This is a genomic window from Mesorhizobium sp. M1E.F.Ca.ET.041.01.1.1, from assembly GCF_003997355.1.
In the GTDB taxonomy this organism is placed as follows: domain Bacteria; phylum Pseudomonadota; class Alphaproteobacteria; order Rhizobiales; family Rhizobiaceae; genus Mesorhizobium.
In genome coordinates, this window is record NZ_RZSL01000036.1 from 1 (window position 1) to 22272 (window position 22272).

The 22272-nt window shown below is 61.2% G+C and carries 17 protein-coding genes and 1 pseudogene; 9 read left to right on the forward strand and 9 right to left on the reverse strand.

The features are described from left to right. Positions 1-564 precede the first annotated feature (564 nt). Positions 565-1536: a LysR substrate-binding domain-containing protein gene (locus EOA38_RS05610; protein WP_126090172.1), complete on the reverse strand. Its 972-nt coding sequence runs from the start codon at positions 1534-1536 to the stop codon at positions 565-567. A 138-nt stretch (positions 1537-1674) separates the two neighbouring features. Between EOA38_RS05610 and EOA38_RS05615 the strand changes: the two genes are divergently transcribed. The 4 genes from EOA38_RS05615 to EOA38_RS05630 all read left to right on the forward strand — a co-directional run bounded on the left by EOA38_RS05615 (position 1675) and on the right by EOA38_RS05630 (position 6311). Continuing rightward, entirely contained in the window at positions 1675-2646 is a 972-nt protein-coding gene (locus EOA38_RS05615) for an ABC transporter substrate-binding protein (protein WP_127298707.1), read from the forward strand. A 115-nt stretch (positions 2647-2761) separates the two neighbouring features. Further along, positions 2762-3811 carry an ABC transporter permease subunit gene (locus EOA38_RS05620; RefSeq protein ID WP_127220070.1) on the forward strand — a complete coding sequence of 350 codons (1050 nt, stop codon included), beginning with the start codon at positions 2762-2764 and terminating at the stop codon, positions 3809-3811. Continuing rightward, on the forward strand, positions 3808-4884 hold the full coding sequence (locus EOA38_RS05625; protein WP_127220071.1) for an ATP-binding cassette domain-containing protein: 1077 nt from the start codon (positions 3808-3810) through the stop codon (positions 4882-4884). The genes EOA38_RS05620 and EOA38_RS05625 overlap by 4 nt, the downstream gene beginning before the upstream one ends. Then, positions 4881-6311: an aldehyde dehydrogenase family protein gene (locus EOA38_RS05630; RefSeq protein WP_126090168.1), complete on the forward strand. Its 1431-nt coding sequence runs from the start codon at positions 4881-4883 to the stop codon at positions 6309-6311. Before EOA38_RS05625 ends, EOA38_RS05630 begins: the two co-directional genes overlap by 4 nt. Before the next feature lie 24 nt (positions 6312-6335). Here EOA38_RS05630 and EOA38_RS05635 read toward each other — a convergent pair whose 3' ends face one another. The 5 genes from EOA38_RS05635 to EOA38_RS05655 form a co-directional block, all read right to left on the reverse strand. Beyond that, positions 6336-6860, reverse strand: coding sequence for an NAD(P)H-dependent oxidoreductase (locus EOA38_RS05635; protein WP_189350363.1), 525 nt, complete (start codon positions 6858-6860; stop codon positions 6336-6338). A 159-nt stretch (positions 6861-7019) separates the two neighbouring features. Further along, positions 7020-8057, reverse strand: a complete 1038-nt coding sequence (locus tag EOA38_RS05640) for a GlxA family transcriptional regulator (RefSeq protein ID WP_126090166.1) — start codon at positions 8055-8057, stop codon at positions 7020-7022. Between the two features lie 61 nt (positions 8058-8118). Then, positions 8119-9726 (reverse strand): GMC family oxidoreductase N-terminal domain-containing protein, encoded by a 1608-nt coding sequence (locus tag EOA38_RS05645; RefSeq protein WP_245480773.1) that lies wholly within the window; start codon positions 9724-9726, stop codon positions 8119-8121. Next, positions 9723-10724 carry a flavin reductase gene (locus EOA38_RS05650; RefSeq protein WP_126090164.1) on the reverse strand — a complete coding sequence of 334 codons (1002 nt, stop codon included), beginning with the start codon at positions 10722-10724 and terminating at the stop codon, positions 9723-9725. Before EOA38_RS05650 ends, EOA38_RS05645 begins: the two co-directional genes overlap by 4 nt. A 23-nt stretch (positions 10725-10747) precedes the next feature. Further along, a complete protein-coding gene (locus tag EOA38_RS05655) occupies positions 10748-12109 on the reverse strand; it encodes an LLM class flavin-dependent oxidoreductase (RefSeq protein WP_126090163.1) in 1362 nt (453 codons plus the stop codon). A gap of 429 nt (positions 12110-12538) precedes the next feature. Between EOA38_RS05655 and EOA38_RS05660 the strand changes: the two genes are divergently transcribed. From EOA38_RS05660 to EOA38_RS05670, 3 genes are all read left to right on the forward strand, one after another. Next, the gene (locus tag EOA38_RS05660; protein ID WP_126090162.1) at positions 12539-14116 is read left to right on the forward strand and encodes an HD domain-containing phosphohydrolase; all 1578 of its coding nucleotides are present in this window, start codon (positions 12539-12541) and stop codon (positions 14114-14116) included. Between the two features lie 12 nt (positions 14117-14128). Next, positions 14129-14479 (forward strand): hypothetical protein, encoded by a 351-nt coding sequence (locus EOA38_RS05665; RefSeq protein WP_245464810.1) that lies wholly within the window; start codon positions 14129-14131, stop codon positions 14477-14479. A gap of 92 nt (positions 14480-14571) precedes the next feature. Beyond that, complete coding sequence (locus tag EOA38_RS05670) at positions 14572-15705, forward strand: substrate-binding protein (RefSeq protein WP_126090161.1); 1134 nt, start codon at positions 14572-14574, stop codon at positions 15703-15705. Positions 15706-15954: 249 nt separating this feature from the next. Here the strand turns inward: EOA38_RS05670 and EOA38_RS05675 are convergent, their stop codons facing one another. Then, the gene (locus tag EOA38_RS05675; protein WP_126090160.1) at positions 15955-19158 is read right to left on the reverse strand and encodes a multidrug efflux RND transporter permease subunit; all 3204 of its coding nucleotides are present in this window, start codon (positions 19156-19158) and stop codon (positions 15955-15957) included. Continuing rightward, entirely contained in the window at positions 19155-20261 is a 1107-nt protein-coding gene (locus tag EOA38_RS05680) for an efflux RND transporter periplasmic adaptor subunit (protein ID WP_245464919.1), read from the reverse strand. The genes EOA38_RS05675 and EOA38_RS05680 overlap by 4 nt, the downstream gene beginning before the upstream one ends. Positions 20262-21278: 1017 nt before the next feature. Here EOA38_RS05680 and EOA38_RS05685 point away from each other — a divergent pair. After that, the gene (locus tag EOA38_RS05685) at positions 21279-21731 is read left to right on the forward strand and encodes a DUF4440 domain-containing protein (RefSeq protein WP_126090158.1); all 453 of its coding nucleotides are present in this window, start codon (positions 21279-21281) and stop codon (positions 21729-21731) included. Positions 21732-21757: 26 nt separating this feature from the next. Beyond that, positions 21758-21889, forward strand: a complete 132-nt coding sequence (locus EOA38_RS40925) for a hypothetical protein (protein WP_281059639.1) — start codon at positions 21758-21760, stop codon at positions 21887-21889. Positions 21890-22084: 195 nt separating this feature from the next. Here the strand turns inward: EOA38_RS40925 and EOA38_RS05695 are convergent. Then, positions 22085-22272: pseudogene (locus tag EOA38_RS05695) on the reverse strand (hypothetical protein); the annotation flags it as partial.

A 22272-nucleotide genomic window follows, 5' to 3' on the forward strand; every position in this document is an offset into this window, starting at 1 on the left:
ATGGCGGATTTATCTTCAGTCTTGGTCATGGTGGCGTTCCTTCGCGGGAATCGGTGACGTGAACAATCACCAGCCTGCCATGACCGCCCTCTCGCAGCGAATTTGCAGAACTCTCAGCACACTACCCGGCCCATTGCGGTCATTTTAGATTATGGCTTCAAAGGCCGCGTATGTTTGCAAAGGACGGGGTTAGCTAAAGTCGACTGTATTGCGTCACGGGACCATACGGGACGATACGGGAGGATTTCTGATTTTCGTCCGCGAGAAACTCAATAAAATCAAAGATTTTTATACATCCTCCGGGCCCACCATGACCGTTATTTATCAATGACTTAGTGCATATTTCTTGCTTCCGTTAGCCAGATCCAGGGTGGCGAACTCCGCGCATTGCTTTGATTTTGTTGACTTATGGCGGGCTCCTGAGGCCCACCAGACGAAGTGGAAGGGGATCGCGGCGACCGGCGGCCGAGCGCGTCCTCCTGCGATACGCCGTCCACTTTGATTGTCGTTTCTAGATCTGCCGATACAAATTTCAGCAATTCAGTCTGCGACGGGCCCTTGGGCTCACTCCAATTCAATCGTCCCCTCAATGCCTGCCTTCCTCGCTGGGAAGGAACCTTTGATCCAATCCGCGAAGGCCTGGGCGGCAGCGGACGGGATTGATAGCCGGGGAAGCAAGAGGTGAAAAGCATGACGGATCACGGGCCTGGCATTGACGGGTTGAATGAGCGTCCCGTTCGAGAGGAATCTCTGAACCAGCGGCGGGCCGATCAAGGCAAATCCCTGACCTTCGAGCGCGGCCTGAACCAGGTTCGTATAGGAATTCACGGTTATTCCGGCCTTCGCTCTTGCCAAATCGAGTCCGTGAACACGTAGCCAAGTCGACCACCTGGTATGTTCGTCATATGGACCTTCCAGGTGAATGAGGGGATAGGTCAGGAGTTCGGACGGCTCGAGCATCGTGCCCGCGGGAAGAAATGTATTGGCGCAGGTAGGACTTATCTCTTGCCGAACAAGGAATGTCGTCTCGGCGTCATCAAACGGTGGGGAGCCGTATCGGATCGCGAGGTCCATGTTGTCCTCGAACTGCAAGTTGCTGTCTGAGACGATAAACCTCAGTTCGATGTCGGGGTGGATCGCCCTGAACTCACCGAGTCTCGGTGATAGCCAATAGGTCATGAAACCCGGCGTGGCGCCAACATTGACGACGTTGGTGTCGGAGCGCCGGCTGATTTCGAGCGTCGCGCGCAGCGCTCGTTCAAGGACCTCGGAGATGGCGCGGTGATACCTCTCTCCTGTCCTTGTCAACCGAACCGAACGTTGCAGCCGTTCGAACAGCGGCACACCGAGAAATCTCTCCAGGGCATGAATCTGCTGGCTGACCGCGACACGCGAAACGTTCAGCTCCGACGCCGCTTTGGTAAAGCTAAGCTGACGTCCGGCGGCCTCGAAGGTGATTAGAAGATTGGGCGGCGGCAGCTTGTGGCGAAGTTTTTGCATAAAGCCCAGCTTACCCATTGCGTAGGAATTAAGCAACTTGCCAACTGTCCGCCGGGACGTAATCTGCCTCCTGCTTAATAAGCCGAAAAAAGACCTGATCGCGCGCCGCGGGGAGGCAGCAGCAATGCCGCTCGCCGCGAATGGTCAGGCATAACTTCGCCAAAGGGGAATGAAATGAAATCTCTTCTTGCAGCAGTCGGCATGATCGGCGCGAGCTTTCTGGCAGGCGCATCGCCCGCCAGCGCCGCGTGTGGCACGGTGACGATCACCGAAATGAACTGGGCCTCGGCCGCCGTGGTGACCGCCGTTTCGAGCTTCCTGATGGAGCAGGGCTACGGCTGCACGGTGAAGAAGGTGCCGACCTCCACGGTTCCGGCGCTCACTTCGCTCGCCGAAACGGGACAGCCCGACATCCTGACCGAAGTCTGGCCCGGCGTCGCGGATATCTATTACAAGCTCGGGAAGGAGGGCAAAATCGTCAAGGTGGGCGACGTTCTCTCCGACGGTGGCGTCGATGCGTGGCTGATACCCGATTATCTCGCCGAAGCCCATCCCGAGTTAAAGACGCTCGACGGCATCCTGGCCAACCCGAAGCTCGTGGGCGCCCGGTTCAACAATTGCCCGGTCGGTTGGGGTTGCCGCACCTCGAATGACAACCTGATCAAAGCCTTCGAACTTGAGAAGCATGGGATCGAGGTTTTCAACCATGGTTCAGGCGAGACGCTTGCTGCTTCGATCGCCGCGGCCTACACCGCGAAGGAGCCTTGGTTCGGCTACTATTGGGCTCCCACGGGGGTCCTCGGAAAGTACAAGATGGTAGAGGTCGACATGGGGCCCGTCGACAAGGACAAGGCGAAGTGCAACGCCACGGCCAATTGCCCGACCCCAGGCAAGACCGGTTGGCCGAAGGCCACGGTTTTGACCACGATGTCGAAGCCTTTCTATGACAAGAACCCTGAACTGGTCGCGCTCATGAGCAAGGTGAGCTTCACCAACCAGATCATGAACGAGCTTCTTGCCTGGCAGGAAGACAAGAAAGCAACCGCCGACGAGACAGCCGTGTATTTTCTGACAAAATACAAGGACGTTTGGCCGAATTGGCTGTCCGAGGACGCCAAGGCGAAGGTTACCGCCATCGTGAAGTAACGTTCCGGGTTCGCGGGCAGATACTGTCTGCGAACCCATCGCCGTTGTTGTGGATCCTGGGTTTCGAGATGGCATCGCGCTGCGCGCCAATCCGACACCAGACTGAAGGCGCCCCATGGCTTTTTACGACGGACTTTTCAATCAGCTCGGACTTCGTGGGTGGTGCGATGCCTCGGACACCACAGGTCCGATGAGCATGGCCGAATTGCTCAAGAAGAGCAAAGAAGCCAATGCGGGCGGGCAGGCTCCGGCGGACGCTCCGTTCCCTTCGCTCGACGCACTGCATGACGCCTGTCGCGCCGTGCCGCGCACCAGGGACCTCACTGCCGGCATCGAGAGCAGCTTCCTCCACGTGCGGGTGGCGTTGAAGACGGTGCTCGATCCGCTGACGCAGCCACTGTCATGGCTTCTGGATTTCTCACTCAGGGTGGTCGAAGTCGTCCCGTGGTGGGCGCTGGTGATCGCGCTTCTGCTGCTTGTTTATTTCGTATCCCGGTCATGGTCCATCCTGGTCCTGGTCGCCACGACTTTGTTGCTCTTTGGCTTCATCGACCACCTTCATTACGCGCTGCAGACGATGGCAATCGTCTTCACCTGCACGTTCATCTGCATCCTGATTGGCATACCAATCGGCATACTGATGGCGAAGAGCAACCGGTTTGAGCGGCTTTCGCTGCCTGTCCTCGATATGCTGCAGACGCTTCCGTCCTTCGTTTACCTCATTCCACTGATCTTCCTCTTCTCGGTCACCGAGTCGAAGCTCTACGGGATTGCCATCATTCTTTATGCCGTCGTTCCGGTAATTCGGCTCACGAACCTCGGCATCCGTATGGTTGACGGCAATGTCGGCGAAGCCGCAGATGCCTTTGGCATGGACCGCTGGCAGAAGCTGGCGAAGGTGGAGATGCCGCTGGCGCTTCCGAGCATAATGGCGGGCGTCAATCAAACAATCATGATGGCGCTTTCGATGGTCGTGATCGCATCTCTGGTGTCGGCTCCGGGGCTGGGCGTCCTCGTCCTGCGCGGCATCAACAACCTCGAACTAGGCGTCGGACTGGTCGCGGGCCTCGGCATCGTGCTCTTGGCCATCAATTTCGACAGGGTGAGCAAGGCCTCGATGGCACGCGTCAATGGAACGCTCCAGCCCCGGGGAGAAAGCCGTTGACCGAGCAACCGAAGATTTCCATCCGGAACCTGTACAAGATCTTTGGTACCGATCCGCAGTCCATGGTGTCCAAGGTCCAGGGCGGTATGAGCAAGGCCGAGCTTCTGGAGAAACACAACCATGTCATTGGGCTTCAGGACATAAACGTTGACATACGCCGCGGCGACATCACCGTGATCATGGGTCTTTCGGGTTCGGGAAAGTCTACGTTGATCCGCCATCTGAACGGCCTCATCAAGCCTACCGCCGGCGAAATCCTCCTCGACGGCATCAATGTGGCGGGCCTCGCTGGGGCAGCGCTCCGGGAGCTGCGCAGGTTTCGGATGTCGATGGTGTTCCAGAACTTCGCTCTGATGCCGCATATGCGGGTTCTCCAGAACGTCGAGATGGCGCAACGCGTCAGAGGCGACAGCGCGTTGGATGCCCATCACAACGCGATCAAATGGCTGGAGCGGCTCGGCCTCAAGGGGTTCGAGAACCACTATCCGCACCAGCTCTCCGGTGGCATGCAGCAGCGCGTGGGAATCGCGAGAGCGCTGGCTTCCAATTCCGATGTCATGCTTATGGACGAGGCGTTTTCAGCGCTTGATCCTCTCATGCGAACGGACATGCAGAACCTTTTGCTCGAACTTCAGGAAGAGCTTTCCAAGACGATCGTCTTCATCACCCACGACCTGGATGAAGCGCTCAAGATCGCCGATTACCTGGTGATCCTGAAAGACGGCGTGGTGGTCCAGCAAGGTGAGCCGCAGAGCATCATCCTCAATCCAGCCGACGCTTACATCGAGAAGTTCGTGAACGACATAAATCGGGCACGCGTGCTCCGTGCGGAATCTGTGATGGTGCCGGGTATCATCGTCAAGTCCGGCACATCGGGGCAGGTCGATGTGGACGACAATCTCGAAACGGTGATGGCGCGTTCGCAAGGCGATCTCAGCAAGACCTTCGTCGTCGTCAGGGACGGCATTCCGGCCGGGTTGATAAAAATGCAGGACGTCTTCACGGCATTGGTCCCCCGGCATGCCCTTCCGCCGGCGGCCGCAGGAGCAATCAAAGAGGCACAGAGATCTTGAAGTATCTCGACCATTTCTACGTCGACGGCCGCTTCGTTCCTGCAAGAGACAGGCCGCAGAGGGTCGTCATCAACCCGGCGACGGAAGAACCCGCCGGAAGCATCGCGATGGGCACAACGGAGGACGTCAACGCGGCAGTCGTAGCTGCCCGGAAAGCCTTCGGCACCTATGGTCACTCTTCGCGCGAGGAACGCCTGGAGATGCTTCGGCGCGTGCTTGCGCTGTTCGATGAGCGCGCCGAGGAGTTTGCGCAACTGACGACACTCGAGATGGGCGCGCCGATCACATTCGCGCGGCAGGCCCAGATCGCCGGGTCGAGGGCGCACATAGCCGATACCATCCGCATTCTCGAGCACTACGAATTCGAGCGGCTGGCCGGCCGGACGCTGTTGGCGTTCGAACCGGTCGGCGTCTGCGCTCTCATCACACCATGGAACTTCCCGGTTCTCCAGATCGTCACGAAAGTAATGCCGGCGCTGGCGACCGGCTGCACGATCGTGCTGAAGCCGAGCGAATACGCGCCGATCAGCCCGATGCTGTTTGCCGAAGTGCTCCACGATGCCGGCGTGCCGCCCGGCGTCTTCAACCTGATCAACGGTGACGGGCCCACGGTCGGCGAAGCGATGTCGAGCCATCCGGATGTCGACATGGTGTCATTCACGGGATCCACCCGTGCAGGCGTTCAAGTCGCAAGGAACGCCGCCGACACCGTCAAGCGTGTCCATCAGGAACTCGGCGGAAACTCCGCCAACATCCTGATGCCGGATGTCGATCTGGAGCCGGCCGTGACCAAGGGAGTTCTCGGCGCTTACCGCAACGCGGGCCAGTCATGCACCGCGCCGACGCGCATGCTCGTGCCTCGGCAACTGCACGACGAGGCAATCGGGATCGCGAAGCGGGCGGCCGAATCCGTGATTATCGGCGACGTGAACGACGAGGCTACCATGCTCGGCCCGGTGATGAACGAACGACAGTTCGAGCGCGTCAATTCTCTGATCGAATCCGCGGATCGGGAAGGCGCAACCCTCGTGACCGGCGGGTCCGGCAGGCCGTCGTCGCTGAACCGAGGATATTTCGTGAGGCCGACGGTGTTCGGCCATGTGACGGAGGAGATGACCGTGGCTCGAGAGGAGATGTTCGGCCCGGTTGTCAGCCTCATCCCCTATGACAGCGTCGATGAGGCGATCGAGATCACCAACGACACTCCCTATGGCCTCGCCGCTTATCTGCAATCGAAGGATCTCGGCGCGGCCAAACGCGTCGCCTCGAAACTTCGCGCCGGACAGGTGATGATCAACCACCCGGCCTGGGATGCGTCCGCGCCGTTCGGAGGCTTCAAGCAGTCGGGCAACGGTCGCGAATGCGGGGAATTCGGTTTCGAGGCATTCCTCGAGGTCAAAGCGATTGGCGGACTTCATGAAGGCTGAGCCAAGCCGTTCCAGCATTCGAGCTCAGCGCACCGCGGCGACAAGCGTTCCCACGGCCGCCGCGATCCGCTGACGCAGTCCCTCGGTCGGTTCGTTCTCCGGCCCGAAATCGTGGTCCAGCGCATAGACAGACCCGGGTACGACGACCGCTCGAAAAAAAGCAAACAAGGGTCGAAACTGGTGGTCGATCATCAATTCGTGGCTCGGTGCCTTGGCGGTCGCGGCGACCAGAACCGGACGCTCGCGAAGAGCGTTCATGTCCAGCACATCGAACAGATGCTTCAGCAGGCCTGTGTAGGATGCCTTGTACACCGGTGACCCGACCACGAGTGCATCACATGTTTCGATCGCCATCCAAATTCTGTCGATTTCAGGCGGCGCGTTCTTCCTTCCAAAAGTGGCGCCAAGGGACGGTCCGGCATCCACCAGGTCGAAGACCTGGGAGCCCCAATTCAATTCTCTCGCCGCTGCGTCGACAATCGTCTCCACCATTCTCCGGGTCTTCGAAGGGCGGCTGAAATTACCGCTGATTCCGACTATGGTTCCCATTGAGCCAGCCTCCTTTCCGCTGTGTTTCGCGTCCGTCACAGCCCGGCCGCGGTTGACGACGCGATCGACGTTAGCCGAGCAGAAAACGACCATCGCGGATCTATTGCCGCCAGGTAGACCAGTGCGCTCCGCGGCAATGGACCGGTCGAGCGCGTTCAGTCATACCATGCGTCCCAAAGATGCGCGCGATCCAGCCCGTCCGAGAGAAGGAACGTAGGCACTTCGTGGGCGCTGCGTTCGCATCCGCTGCGGGGAGACGCCATGGAATGCCTTGTAGCACTTGGCGAAATGGGACCCTGAGACAAAGCCGCACGCTACGGCCACGTCGATGATGGCCATGTTTGATTGCAGGAGCATCAGCCGTGCTCGATCCAGTCGAAGCTCGAGAAAGTAGCGGGAGGGAGATGTCGCGAGCTCTCTGGCGAAAAGACGCTCCATCTGCCTACGGGAAAGGTTGATGTGCCTCGCCACCGCCGTGATACCCGTCTGATCCGCGATACTGTCTTCCATGAACTGAACGGCCGACAGCACAAGCGGGTTAACGCTGCCCAGTGTCCTCAACGGACTGGGCTGCCGTTCAAACGGCTCCCTTATACGGTCGACAATTGCCTGTTCGCATATCGCCAGCGCCACTCGTCGGCCGCAGTCCTTTTCAATAAAGTGGAGCATCATATCGAAGGAGGCCGTCCCGCCAACGCAGGTATGGATGTCGTCGTCGCTTTCGACGAGGCCGCTGCCGACAATGACAGACGGAAACGTCTCTCTGAAGATTGGAAGGTTCTCCCAGTGGATGGTGCAGCGCCTCCCAGCCAACATTCCAGCATTCGCGAGGATGTGCGCACCTGTACAGATTCCCGCCACGGGAATGCCGAAATTCCGGCTTTGGCGCAGCCACCCCGCGACAGATTTGTCCACCGCATGCTCGACGTGCCAGCCCGTGCAGACCACGATCATATTCGACCGCTCCGCTCGTGTGCTCGAACGCTCTGCAGCAACAGAGCGATCAGGTGAAACCGACAATCCGCAGCTGGATCGCACGGGGTTACCGTCCACGGTGACGATCCGCCATCGATAGACTTCTTCCCCCATGACCGCATTCGCCAAACGCAACGCTTCGATCGCGGACGCAAACGCAAGCATGGTGAATTCGGGCACGATGTAGAAAACGAAGGTCTTTGACACGGGCTCTTTGGTCATTTGTCAGATCACTCGAAACTGGAGCGGCGGTCATGCTTCCGTGCCCCAATCACCTGTCAAATCATGCCGTCGCGTAGGCGGCTTGTTTCTGAAGGATCAGATCGGCGCCTTTCTCTCCGATCGCCATGCTGATGGCATTGAGATTGCAGCTCGGTATCTGCGGGATGATGGAGGAATCGACGACGCGCAGGCCCTCCACGCCGATGACCTTGAGGTCCGGTGTCACGACGGCCATCGGGTCGATGCCCATCTTGCATGTGCCGCACGGATGGTAGCTGCCGCTCGCGTTCTCGCGCATATAGGCGATCCACTCATCGTCCGTTTGCACATCCTTGCCAGGCTTGAACTCGCCGGTGACGTATGGCGCGAACGCTCTCGAGTTCAGCGCGGCGCGGGCTATCCTGCCGCCAGCCATCAACGTCTCGATGTCGTAGCGGTCGCTCAAAAGGTTCAGCTGAATCTTGGGCTGTTCGTATGGGTCGGCCGATCGCAATTCGAGATAGCCCCGGCTTCGCGAATTGTTGACGTTGGGCTGGAGATTGATCGCGGCCTCCTTCTGCATCTCAATGCCATCATGGGTGTAGTTCGCCGAAAAGGCCCCGAAATGGTACTGGATGTCGGGATATTCGAGTTCTGGTCTGGTCCTGATGAGACCTACGCCCGTGTAGGTGTAGGTGGCGTAACCTGAGCGGTCGAGGAGGAACTGAGCGCCGTATTTCAGTTTTCCCAGGAGGTTGAACTCCTGGTTCGCGGTCTTGACGTTGACGTAGGCCTTCACTTGCGTGCTGGCATGCTCCTGGAGGTTCCGGCCCACGCCGGGGCTGTCGTGCAGCACTTCGATGCCGTGCTCCCGAAGCTGCTCCTGCGGACCGATGCCGGAGAGCATCAGGAGCTTCGGCGAATTGACCGCGCTCGCTGACAGGAGGACCTCGCCGACGCACTGCTCAATCCGCGTCTTGCCACCGGCATCGAACTCGACGCCCGCCGCGCGGCGTCCGTTGAACACGATCCTGCGCACCACCGCGCCTGTTACGATCCTCAGGTTAGGCCGCTTCTTGATCGGGTCAAGGTAGCCTCTGGCCGCGCTGAAACGAGTCCCCATGTGCTGCGTGACATGGATGATGGCCGCGCCGTCGGTGGGTTCGGCGTTGTAGGCGGGATTGTGCGGATAGCCTAGTTCCTTCATGGCTTCGACGAAGACGTAGGCAAGCTTGGGAGGCTTACGGACAGCGCTGATGACAACCGGGCCGTCCTTACCGTAGATATCGGTCACGCCGTCCCTGTTGCCCTCGACCTTTTTGAAATAAGGCAAGATTTCGTCATAGGACCAGCCCCGGTTCCCCAGTTGCGCCCAATGGTCGTAGTCGCCTCGGTTTCCGCGGACATAGAACATCGCGTTGATCGAACTGGAGCCGCCGAGTCCCTTGCCACGGGGCATCATGTCCCGGCGGTTATTCCGGGTCGGATCCGGTTCGGTCATGAACTTCCAGTTGGTGCGCTCGTCGGCCATCGCCTTGAACGCCAACGCGGGCATGATGATGTTCAACCTCTTGTCGCTGCCGCCGGCCTCCAGCAGCAGTACTTTTGTCGACGGGTCAGCGCTCAGCCTGTTGGCGAGCACGCAGCCCGCCGAACCCGCACCTATGACAATGTAGTCCCAGTTCATCATCTCGCCGGTCGGTTCTGGGAAATCAGCTTCGAGAGAGTTCGGAGGGTGGCGCGAATGTCCGCCTCCGGTATGCCCTCCAGCTGATCTTTCTGGAAATTCTGCCAACGCGTCCGGATCGCCTCGCGCCTATGCCGCCCGGCTTCGGTGAGGATCAACTGGCCGTCGGCCGAGCTGACGAGCATCCCGCGCTCAACAAGCGTGGCCAAGGCGTCCTCCGTGTCCCGCTGACCGAGATATGTGACCCGCGCCACCTGGTCCGTCTTCAGGCCCGGCATGTCGTATACGCAGGCAATCACCCGGGCCACCGAGATATCGAGACCTTCGGCATGGCGGTGCTCGTCGAAAACGGCCGAAAGGAGATGGTGCGCTTCGAATATCTGAGGAATGATCGTTCCCTCGGTGGAAGTCTCGGGCGTCAAGCCGCCGACCTCAGGCGATGGCGAAACCTCCGGGTGAGAGTAGGCGACGCTGTACTGGCCTTGGGCAAAAAGCAGCGGCTCCCCCTCGAAGCGACTGGCGCGGCGCACAAGACCGATCAGGATCGTATGGTCGCCGCCTTCGACCTGCGAGTAGGTTTCGCACTCGAAGTGCGCCAGACAACCGTGAAGCAAGGGGGAGCCGAACTCGCCAGTCGACCATGAGGCATCCGCGAACTTGTCCTCGACCTTGCTCGAGAAATGTCTGGAGACATTCATCTGCGTCGAGGCGAGGATGTTTACGGCAAAGCGCTTGCTGTTCGTGAACAACGGATAGCTGCGTGAGGCGCGACTAATGGACCAAAGCACCAGCGGCGGATCGAGTGACACGGAAGCGAAGGAGTTGACGGTGACGGCGGCCCGCTGCTCTTCCATCTCCGTGGTGATGATCGCAATACCTGTCCCGTAAAGGCCGAGACACCTGCGGAAGAGACGGCTATCGTTCGCTGGATCGCCCTCCTCGATCGGCTGGCGAGCGGCGTCCTCAGTAAAGAGCGTGTCTTGGCTGGTGTTCGTTTGCATATCCGATTCTCGTCCAATCAAACTTAGCTGGCGAGACGCTCATCCAAGGGAGGCTTGCCCTCGTAGCGGCTGGCGGGAACCGGGAGGCCGAGATTCTCGCGGAGAGTTCGTCCTTCATACTCATCGCGGAAACGGCCGCGTTTGCGCAGTTCCGGCAGAACCAGTTCGACAAAGTCGTTGATGCCGTGTGGGAGAAGGCTCGGCGTTATGTTGAAGCCATCGGCGGCACCCTGTTCGAACCAGGACTCCATCTCATCGACGACGTCGGCCGCGGTTCCGACGATGGTCTTGTGCTCCTGGGCCATGCCGATCTTCTTGTAGAGCTGACGTATTGTCAGGCCCTGCTTCTGGGCGAGGTCGTAGTACATCTGAGCGCTGCTCCTGAGGCCGACCTTGTCAAGGTCCGGCTTTGGCACCGGGCCGTCCAGTGGCAGATGCGAAAGATCGCCAAACGATCGGTAGAGCATCGAAAGGCCAACGATCGGATCGATGAGCGCCTCGAGCTGTTCGTATTTCTCTTGCGCTTCCTCGCGGGTGCGGCCGACGATGGGTGTCAGGCCGAGCATCATGAGGAGGTCGCTCCTCTTGCGACCAAAGTGCTCCAACCTGTCCTTGACGGAAGAATAGTAGTCCTGAGCGGACTTGAGGTCGTTCTTGGCCATGAAGACCATGTCGCAGTACTGGGCCGCGATCTGCTGACCGGGCTCCGATACGCCAGCCTGCACCAGGATCGGCCGACCCTGCGGCGAGCGTCGGACGCTCAACGGTCCGCGGACGGAGAAATGCTTGCCTACGTGGTCGAGGACATGCATTTTCTTTTCGTCGTAGAAGACCCCGGATTCCTTGTCGAGAAGAAACGCGTCCTCGTCCCAGCTGTCCCAGAGACCGGTGACCACCTCGACGAACTCGTGCGCGCGCTCATAGCGGGTGTCGTAATCGAGTTGCTTGCTCATCGAGAAGTTCCAAGCCTCCTGATCCGACCAGGAGGTCACCACATTCCAGGCGGCGCGGCCTCCGCTGATCTGGTCGAGCGAGCCGTATTTGCGCGCAATATGATAGGGCTCGTTGTAGGTCGTCGACGCCGTGGCTACCAGGCCGATGTTGCGGGTAAGAGGGGCCAAGGCTGAAAGGAGCGTCAGCGGCTCCAGTTCCACGTTGTGGCGCGATCTGCACATCGATCCCTTGGGCTTGTCGTCCAGCCGGACGCCTATACCGTCCGCCAGGAACAGCATGTCGAACTTGGCGCGTTCGGCTGTCTGCGCCACTTCCAGAAACGATTGGAAGAGAGAGGCGCCATCCGCCGGTACATCCGGATGCCGCCACGAGCCAACATGGTATCCCATGTACCGCATGGAGAGACCGAGCTTCATCTGCTTCTTGTTCATAAGGAAAACCCTCCGTTGGCATGCGTGGCGGCGGCGATCTGGCGATGGCACGACCGGCGGACATGCTCTTGTTGAGGGCAACTTCCGACTTCGGCCGGACATTGTAAACGCCGAAAAAACTGCCGTTGTTGTTAAGCGGAGCTTACGCCTGGCATGGGCAGAAGTTCTAGAAATATGAGGAAAATCCTACAGCCAGATTTCTCGACCATTGCACCAAGTCAAGTGGGCGCTGGAACAAGAGGTCGCGCCGCTTTCGACGCCAATCCAGCCAGCCTGAAATGTCGCTTTTCGGCATACCACAGCGCAAAGCCGACAGTCCGTTTACGGCCCCAAACGGGTCGCTGCTTTTGTGCAGCAGGCGGCTTGCGACTTTTGCCCTAGGTGTTAGGGGCGCGCCGGGATAGCATGTGTGCGGATTGGGAGTGTGCGATGACAGAAGTCTCGATGCGCCGGGCGGACTTCATGATGGTCCTCGCCTATGCTTCGGACCTTGCCACTGGCCATTCTCGCGACTTCGCGCTGAAATCCTGCGTGCTTGCGATGCGGATCGCCGAGCTTGCCGGCCTTTCCGATGAGATTCGGCGCAATGCCTACCACCAGTCGATGCTGCGCTATGTCGGCTGCAATGCCGACACCGACCTTCTGTCGGCCACCTTCGGCGACGAAATCGCGCTCCGTCAGGATCTCGTCGGTCTCGACATGGGCAACCGTGCGGAACTGGGCAGGGTCTTCGTGCAGGCCTTTAAGCGGCTCTACTACGATCTCGATCCCGACGCGCAGGCCAAGGCAATCGAGGCCGCGATGTCGCAGGCGCTTACCGTGGCCCGCCCGGTCCTCACCGCGCATTGCGAGGTAGCGCAGCGGATCGGCGAGCGGCTGGGCCTGTCCGACGAGATCCGGCGCAATCTTGGACAGATCTACGAACGCTGGGACGGCAAGGGCCTGCCGCGCGGGCTGAGCGGCCAGGACGTCCTGCCGGCCGTGCGCCTGATCACTTTGGCGCAGGATGCCATTGCGCTCAGCGATGCCGTGGGCATCGACGCGATGGCCGAAACCATCGCAAGCCGGGGCGATGGTCCATACGAGGCGGAACTGGCCCGGCTCGTCTCCACTAACGCCACGGCGCTGATGGAAGGCATCGGCGCGACCGTCGACCGCGAGACGATTTTGGCGCTGGAGCCCGATCCGCCGGTGACGCTGGACGAAGCGGCTTGTGACGAGGCTTTCCTCGCCATCGCCGACATGATCGACATGCGCATGCCGTTCACGCAAGGCCATTCGCGGATGGTGGCGGAACTGGCCGAGGGAGCGGGGGCAGGGATCGGGCTGCCGGCCGCCGACGTCCGCGCGCTGCGCTGGTCGGGCTGCATCCATGACATCGGCGAACTGGTGGTGCCGGTGGCAACCTGGATGCGCAACGGTCCGCTGTCGGTCCGTGAGCGGGACGCCGCTCAGCTGCACGCCTATTACGGCGAGCGGGCGCTGGCCTCGTTCGGTCGCCAGGGCGATGCTATGGCCGGGCTGGTGCTTCGCCATCACGAACGCCTGGACGGATCGGGCTATCACCGCAAGGTCAGTGGTTCCGACCTGTCGCCGGCGGCGAGGATCCTGGCGGCCGCCGAAGCGTTCCAGACGTCGCGGGAGGAACGGCCGCACCGCAAGGCGTTATCCAGCGACGCTGCGGCGACACAGTTGCGCGCAACTGTTCGTGACGGCTGTATCTGCCCCGACGCCGCCGAGGCCGTGTTGTCCTTCGCCGGGCAGCCGTCGCGCCGGGCGCCGCCCCGGGCGCTCGGCGGCATGACGCCACGGGAGATCGAGGTGCTGCGCCTGATCGCCGCCGGCCTTACGGCGAAGGAGGCGGCGCGGAAGCTGGATATCTCGCCCAAGACCGCGGACCATCATATCGAGAGCGTCTATTCCAAGATCGGCGTGACCACACGCGCCGCCGCCGCGCTCTATGCGGTCGAGCACGGCCTGGTCCGACCGGGCGAAACGCAGGCATAGGGAATACACCCCATGTGCGCCCGCCGCGAGGCGCGCATCGTGATCGTGTCGACGACCAATGGTGGCCGCGACCGACAGGAGGGCAATCCAATGCTGCTTGCAACGACGAAGGTGGCGGACGTCGACCGCTTCATCCGTATCTTTTCGACCAAGGGCGCCGACAAGCGCCGGCTGCACGGCTCGAACGGCGCAACCGTGTTCCGCGACCCCAGCGAGCCCGACCGCGTGTGGGCGATCTTCGACTGGGATGCGGAGGGCTGGAGGAATTTCGTGTCGGATCCGGAGGTCCCCGCGATCCTGCAGGAAGCCGGCCATGTCGGCAAGCCGCAGGCGGCACTGCTGCTCGGCCACTACGACGCCTGACCTCCGCGCCGCGCGCCGCCTGCCATCCGGCAGCGGCGCCCCGGAAACACCTTGGAAGCAGAACCGAAGAAAACCCAGAATCGGAGAATCAAATGGATCAGAAACCCATCAAGATCGGCCTTGTCGCCGAACTCACCGGCCCGTTGTCCTTCATGGGCATCGCCAACGCGAACCTCACCACCATGCTCGTTGACGACATCAACGCCAAAGGCGGCCTCCTCGGCCGGCCCGTGGAGCTCATAGTCGAGGACGGCGAGACCACCGACAGCGTCGCCAAGGTAAGGACTGCCAAACTGATCGACGTCGACAAGGTCGACCTGGTCGTCGGCGGCATCTACAGCTCGACCCGCCTGGCCATCAAGAGCGAGGCGGTCACGCGGGGCCGGACGCTCTACATCTACACCGAGCAGTACGAGGGACAGGAAAACGATCCCTTGATCTTCTGCACGGGTCCGGTGCCCGCGCAGCAGGTGGAACCGCTGATCCCATGGCTGATGAAGAGCACCGGGGCGAAGAGGTTCTATTTGCCGTCGGCCGACTATATTTGGCCCCACCTCTTGAACAAGGCGGCGAGCCGGGTGGTGCGCGCCAATGGCGGCGAGATCGTTGGCGAAGAGTATTTTCCGCTCGACACCGTCGATTTCCAACGGACGGTGCGGCAGATCATGGCGAGCGGGGCCGACGTGGTCTTCAATACGATTGTCCCGCCGGGTCTGACGCCGTTCCTTGAAGAACTGCACAGGGCCGGCTTTGGCAAAAGCGGAGGCAAGATCATCTGCACGTACTTCGACGAGAATTTCTTCAATCTGGTGCCGCCCGAGCAGATCGAGGGCCTCTACAGCTGCCTCGACTACTATCAGGAACTCGACGATCCGTTTGGCCGCGCGCTCCTGCGGCGCTACAGCGACCGGTTCCCCGGTAGCGCGATGCTGACTGCGGGCAGCGGCTGCACCGGCCACTTCCGGGCGATCAGGATGTGGGAAGCGGCGGTGAACGAGGCCGGCACGGTCGAGCGCGACGCGGTTATCCGGGCGCTCGATCACGCTCGGGTCAGCGAGGGACCGGGCGGCCCGGCGGAGATGGTTCCCGGCCAGCATCATGTTCGAATGAATATGTACATTGCACAGGCACAGGGCGGTCGATTCCGGGTGGTGAACAACTTGGGCCCGATCGATCCCAACGAGCGCGTGCTTACCGAAAAATTGCAACTGAGCAATGGGGGGTAAACTGCGAGACCTCGATTACTGTTCTTCCAATCGGCGAGGGTGGCTAGATGATGCCCGCGCCATCCACCTTCTCGCAACGGCCAGCAACGACGTTGCGCCAAAATGGGGATCGCCAGCTGAATGGCACCTTCTGGCTGATTCGTGACCGAACCGAACCGTCTGCTACCGGCCCCATTTCGGCCGCAGAGATCAGCTGCCGCGTCCTGAAAGCAGACATCGCAAGCGAGGACTCCGGAGGTCGCGGTTGCGCTACTCGGCAGCCGTCTCCGATGGCGCCTCTGCCGGCCCCGAAGGCCCGGCCTCGGCACGGGGTTTGCGCCGTGAAAACAGCGACCTGAGCGTGACGTAGAACACCGGCGTCAGGAACAGGCCGACGAAGGTGACGCCGAGCATGCCGGAGAACACCGCGGTGCCGAGCGACTGGCGCATTTCTGCGCCCGGCCCCGTTGCGATCATCAGCGGCACGACGCCGAGGATGAAGGAGAAGGCGGTCATCAGGATCGGCCGCAGCCTGAGCCGGCAGGCTTCGACGGCAGCCTCGGCGGCCGACAGGCCGCGTTCCTGCGCCTGCCGCGCGAATTCGACGATCAGGATCGCGTTCTTGGCGGCAAGCCCGATCAGCACGATGAGGCCGATCTGCACGAGGATGTTGTTGTCCAGCCCTCGGAAAGTCACGCCCAGCAACGCCGCGAGCACGCCGAGCGGCACCACCAGCACAATGGCGAACGGCAGCACCCAGCTTTCATATTGCGCCGCCAGCGCCAGGAACACGAACAGCACCGACAGCCCGAAGATATAGACAGCGGCATTGCCGGTGTTGCGCTCCTGATAGGCGAGCTCGGTCCATTCATAGGAGGTACCCGCCGGCAGCGTCTTTGCCGTGATCCCTTCCATCAATGCCAGCGCGTGGCCCGTGGAAACGCCGGGCGCGGCGTTGCCCTGCAGCGGCACCGAGACGTACATGTTGTAGCGCTGGACCAGCGCCGGGCCGGTGACGTCGCGGATCTCGATCAACGTGCCGAGCGGAACCAGCGCGCCGGTCGCCGAGCGCACCTTCAGTTTCAAGATGTCGGCGCGATCGAGGCGGAACGCCTGGTCGGCCTGCGCCCGCACCTGGTAGACGCGCCCGAAAGCGTTGAAGTCGTTGACGTAGGCGGTGCCCAAATTGATCGACAGCGTCTCAAAGATGTTGGGGATCGGCACGTTCAGGATGCGCGCCTTGTCGCGATCGATCGCCAGGAAGAATTGCGGGCTCGACGCGGAGAACGTGGTGAACACGCCCGTCAGCCCCGGTGTCTTGTTGGCCTTGCCGGCGATTTCGTAGGCAAGCGCCAGGATCTGCCGCATGTCAGCGCTGTTGCGCTCCTGGATCTGCAGCTTGAAACCACCGGCATTGCCGACGCCGCGGATCGGCGGCGGCGGCAGTGCGATAATGAAGGCTTCCTTGATGCTTTGCAGGCTGCCGAACAGATTGCCGATGACCTTGGTCGCCGACTGGCCGGCCTTCAGCCGCTCGTCGAACGGCTTGAATCTGGCGAAGATCACGCCCTGGTTGCTGGCGTTGGTGAAGGTCGCGCCGGAGAAGCCGGCGAAGGCGACTGCGTAGTCGACGCCTGGCGTTTTCTGGATGATCTGCGACGCCTGCTGGATGACCGCATCGGTCCTCGACAGCGAGGCGCCGTCCGGCAGCTGGACGACGACGATCGCATAGCCCTGGTCGAGCGACGGAATGAAACCGCGCGGCACCGTCTGCACCATGTAGACGGTGGCGTAGATGAGGGCCGCGAAAACGGCCAGCATGGCGGCGATCGTCATCCACGAGCCGACCAGCACGCGAATGATGCTCGAATACCAATGGGCGACCCTGTCGAAGCCGCGATTGAAGCCGTCGGCGAGCGCCCGTCCGAACCGCGCCAGGAAAAAGCGCGGCGGCGCCGCCGCGGCGTGGTGCGGCTTGAACAGCAGTGCGGCCAGCGCCGGCGAAAGCGTCAGCGAATTGAATGCCGAGATCGCCGTCGACACCGCGATGGTGATCGCAAACTGCAGGTAGAACTGCCCAGAAATGCCGGGGATGAAGGCTGTCGGTACGAACACGGCTATCAGGACCAGCGAGATCGCGATGACGGCCGTTCCGACTTCGTCCATGGTCAGGTGCGACGCCGGATTGGGCGCCAGCCCATTGGCGATATTGCGCTCGACGTTCTCGACCACGACGATCGCATCGTCGACGACGATGCCGATCGCCAGAACGAGGCCGAACAGCGTCAGCATGTTGAGCGAGAAGCCGGCGGCGTAAAGCACAGCCAGCGTTCCGATCAGCGACACGGGGATCGCCACGATCGGCACGATCGCCATGCGCCACGATTGCAGGAAGACGATGATGACGATGATGACCAGCAGCATCGCCTCGAGGATCGTCTTGTAGACCTCATGGATCGACTCGGCGACGAACTCGGTCGGATTGTAGACGATGTCGTAGCTCAGCCCCTTCGGGAAGTCGCGGGAGAGCTCCTTCATCTTGTCCTGGATCTCCGCGGCTGCGGCGAGCGCATTGGTGCCCGGCCGCTGGAAGATGGCGAGCGCCACCGCCGGTTTGCCGTTGAGATAGGAGTTGGTGACGTAGTCCTTGGCGCCGAGCTCGATGCGCGCCACGTCCTGCAGCGAGATCAGGCGGCCGTCGTCGGTCGATTTGACGATCACGTATCGGAAGTCGCGTGCGTCGTTGAAGCGGCCTTGCGTGGTGACCGTGTACTGAAACGCCGTGCCAGTGCCGGTCGGCGGCGCGCCGATCGAGCCGCCCGACACCTGGACGTTCTGGTCGCGCAGCGCCTGCACCACATCGCCCGAGGTCATCCCCAGGGCGGACAGTTTTTCCGGATCGAGCCAGATGCGCAGCGAATATTCGCGTTCGCCGAAGATGATGAGGTCGCCGATGCCGTCGAGCCTGAGCAGTATGTCGCGCACCCGCGAGCGGGCGTAGTTCGAGACGTAGAGCTGGTCGTAGGTATTGTCGGGCGACAGCATGTGCACGACCATCATCAGGTCGGGCGAGCTCTTGGTGGTGGTGATGCCGAGGCGGCGGGCTTCTTCGGGCAGGCGCGGCTCGGCGACCGACACGCGGTTCTGCACCAGCACTTGCGCCTTGTCGAGATCGGTGCCCAGCTTGAAGGTGATGGTCAGCGCCATCGCCCCGTCGCCCGAAGAATAGGACGACATGTAGAGCATGCCCTCGACTCCGTTGATCTCCTGCTCGATCGGCGTTGCCACGGTCGCCGCGACTGTCTCGGCATCGGCGCCCGGATACTGCGCGCGAACGACGATGGTCGGTGGCGCGATCTCGGGATATTGCGCAACCGGCAGCTGGGTATAGGCAATCCCGCCGAGGATCAGCAGGACGATCGAAACGACCGATGCGAAGATTGGGCGGTCGACGAAGAAATGTGCGAACCTCATTGCTGCAACCCGGCGGTCTCGGTCTTGGGCGGCAACGTCACCATCTCGACCTTCACTTTGGTGCCGGGCCTGGCGTGCATCAGCCCGTTGACGATGATCGTCTCGCTGCCGGTCAGGCCCGAGCGGATCACCCGGTAGCCGTCGAGAAGCGGGCCGGTGCGCACGGGCTTCGCCGACACCATCCCGGCCTCATCCACCAAGAACACGATGCGGCGATCCTGATCGGCGCCGATCGCTTCGTCGGGCACCAGCACGCCGCTATGCGGCAGCGACCCCGGCACGTTGATGCGCCCGAACATGCCTGGCTGGAGAATGCCGTCGGCGTTGGGAAACTTCGCACGCACCCGCATGGTGCCGGTCGCGTTGTCGATCCGGTTCTCGGCAAAATCGAGCCTGCCTTTGAACACCGCCTCCGCGCGGTCGGCGACACGAACCTCCACATCGAGCCCGCCGGCGCCTTCCTGCATGCTGCCGCCACGCGCCTTCGCGTCGCGGGCGTAGCTGAAATACAGGCGCTCATCGACGTCGAAATAGAAGTCGATCGGATCGCGCGTGACAATGGTCGTCAGCAAGGTGGAATCCGGCTGCACGAGGTTGCCGACCGACACCAGCCGGCGGTCGATGCGGCCGGACAAGGGCGCCTTGATCTCGGTGAATTCCATGTTCAGGCTGGCCGTCGTCAGCGCAGCCGTCGCGCCCTGCATCTGCGCCTGCGCCGAAAGGTATTCCCGGCGGCGGTCGTCGACCGTCGCTGTTGAAATATTGCCGGTCCTGGCGAGTTCGTCGGCGCGATCCAGCTGCATCTTGGAGAATTCGAGCAGACTCTTGGCGACGTCCACTTGCGATTTGGCGGCATCATAAGCCGCCTGGTACGGACGCTGGTCGATGGTGAAGAGCAGGTCGCCCTTGTTGACCAGTGCGCCGTCCTGGAAGCTGACCTTGTCAAGATAACCGCTGACGCGCGAACGGATGGCGACCTGGTCGACGGCGTCGAAGCGCCCGACGAACTCGTCGTCTTCGACGATTTCACGCACCACCGGCTTGGCCACCGTAACCACGGGTAGCTGCTGGTCCTGCGCAAACACAGTGCTGCTGAACGCCATGCCGAGCAGGAATGCCGCCGACACGGCCGCGCGGGCAAGCCAGCCGGCCGATCGACGGGGTCGCCCGCCCGCGTCGCGATGCAATTGCCCATTCCCTGGGGTGTCCATTTGCGTCCCCGCTCGCTGGACCCGGAGGTCGGTTGATCCGCTTCTACGCTAAGGCTTGTCGTCGAGATCAGAGCACTGCAGTGTTGTGCATGGCAACATGATCATTTTCCATGTGGGCTGAAATGTCCACCCTGTGGCTGCCCCGCCGCCCGTCCTCGTTGCCGCCAAGATGGGGCGCCAGCGGAATGGCACCTTTCTGGCTAGTTCGTCCCAGAACCGGACCGTCTGCTTCCGGCCCACTTTGGTCGTTCGACAATTCGCGTAGCTATGGCTGCTGAGGCGCCATCTGAGCGAACCACCCGTCTGTACCTCCTGATGGCATGATGCCTAGAGCGTCGGGGGAACGGCGGTAGCGCCCGATGATTTCAGATAAGTTGTTGATTGTATTGGATGGCAGCGGAGGACCGCTACACCGCGAAACCCACTATCGAAGAAGCGCTCTTCCATTATCGGCGGCGTTCAGCCTGAGCGTGCAAGAGCTTCTTAGTCGCTCTGACGTCGTTGCCAATCGTTTGTTGCCGCAGCAATTGTCGTGAAGGATGGGATCGCGCCGGTGCCCCTCGCGTTTGCTTTGGATATTAGTGAATGCTAAACCAGAACCTAAGGTCGCATCGTCCAGCGCAAAGCCCAACGGGCCATTTGGCATGTCCGGTGCTCTGCGTGATGACGATTGCGATTACCGTTTGGGGCACCTTCGGTGCACGACGATGCCAAGGCTGGCAAGCGTGATGGCCACGGCTGCAGCCCGTCACGGCGATGCGGTCACCGGGGAATGCGCCGGAATGCCTGCCAGCACAGCGATGCCGCGACCAGATGGAACGTCATCGTCTTGCGGCCGGGCGATCACCAGAAGTCAGTATGATAACCTCAAACGGGGAATAACAAGAGACCGGAACACGGGAGGATGAAATGACTTTCAAGCATTGTCTGCTGGTCGTTGCTGTCACGTCGCTTTGCCTCGGATCGGCCCAGGCCCAGTCTGCGAAAGAAGCCATTGAAGCCGCTAATGCCGAATTCGTGAAGGCGTACAACAGTAAGGATGCGGCTGGGGTCGCGTCGAAGTACGCGGATGATGCCGCCGCATTCCCGCCAGATATGGCGCGAGTCGACGGCCGCCAAAATATCCAAAAGCTATGGCAGGGCGCGATCGATATGGGCATATCGGAGCTCACGCTCACCACGCTTGAGGTCCAGGAAAGTGGAGATTTTGCATTCGAGTCCGGGACTTTCTCCCTCAAGGCACCGGGCAAGGATTCAAAGCTGGTGGATGCCGCCGGGAAGTATGTGGTGGTCTGGAAGAAAGGGCAGGACGGCAGCTGGAAGCTCTACCGGGACATATGGAACTCCGATTCCGGTAAATGAACGTAGTATTGGACGGCGGGCACCTCATGATCACGATCATAGACCCTCGCCAATTTCGTGGAGTTCATTTGCAACTCGGTACCCAAGCGGGTCACATGCCGGAGGAGCACATGGCGAAACTCACCGTTGATCAATACCTGGCGGCGGCGGCCGCGTGACTTGCCCATCTGACGCAGACATATGCGATCATCTTTTTCGCCAGTATCGCGACCATGTTCGCGATCCTTGCGTACGCACCATCAGCGGGACGAGCCGCCAGGTTCGCGCTCGCGACGATTGTGGTCGCAATCACCGTTTATGGGGTCTTAGCAGCCAAGGCCGCCATGGATGACTTTTAAGGTGCATCCACTAGTCTAGACGCCGCGTCTGTTGCCCCAGGCCAGCACATGCAACTGCGGCAGGACCGTTGCCGTGAACCACCCGTCCGCTGCGACCTTGTCGACAAGCCAGCGGAAGCGCCGCATCAAATCGTCGAAGTCGGCCTCTTCGCTGCCTAGACCCGCATGGGTGATCAGCGGAGCAGGATTCCCGACCTGCAGAT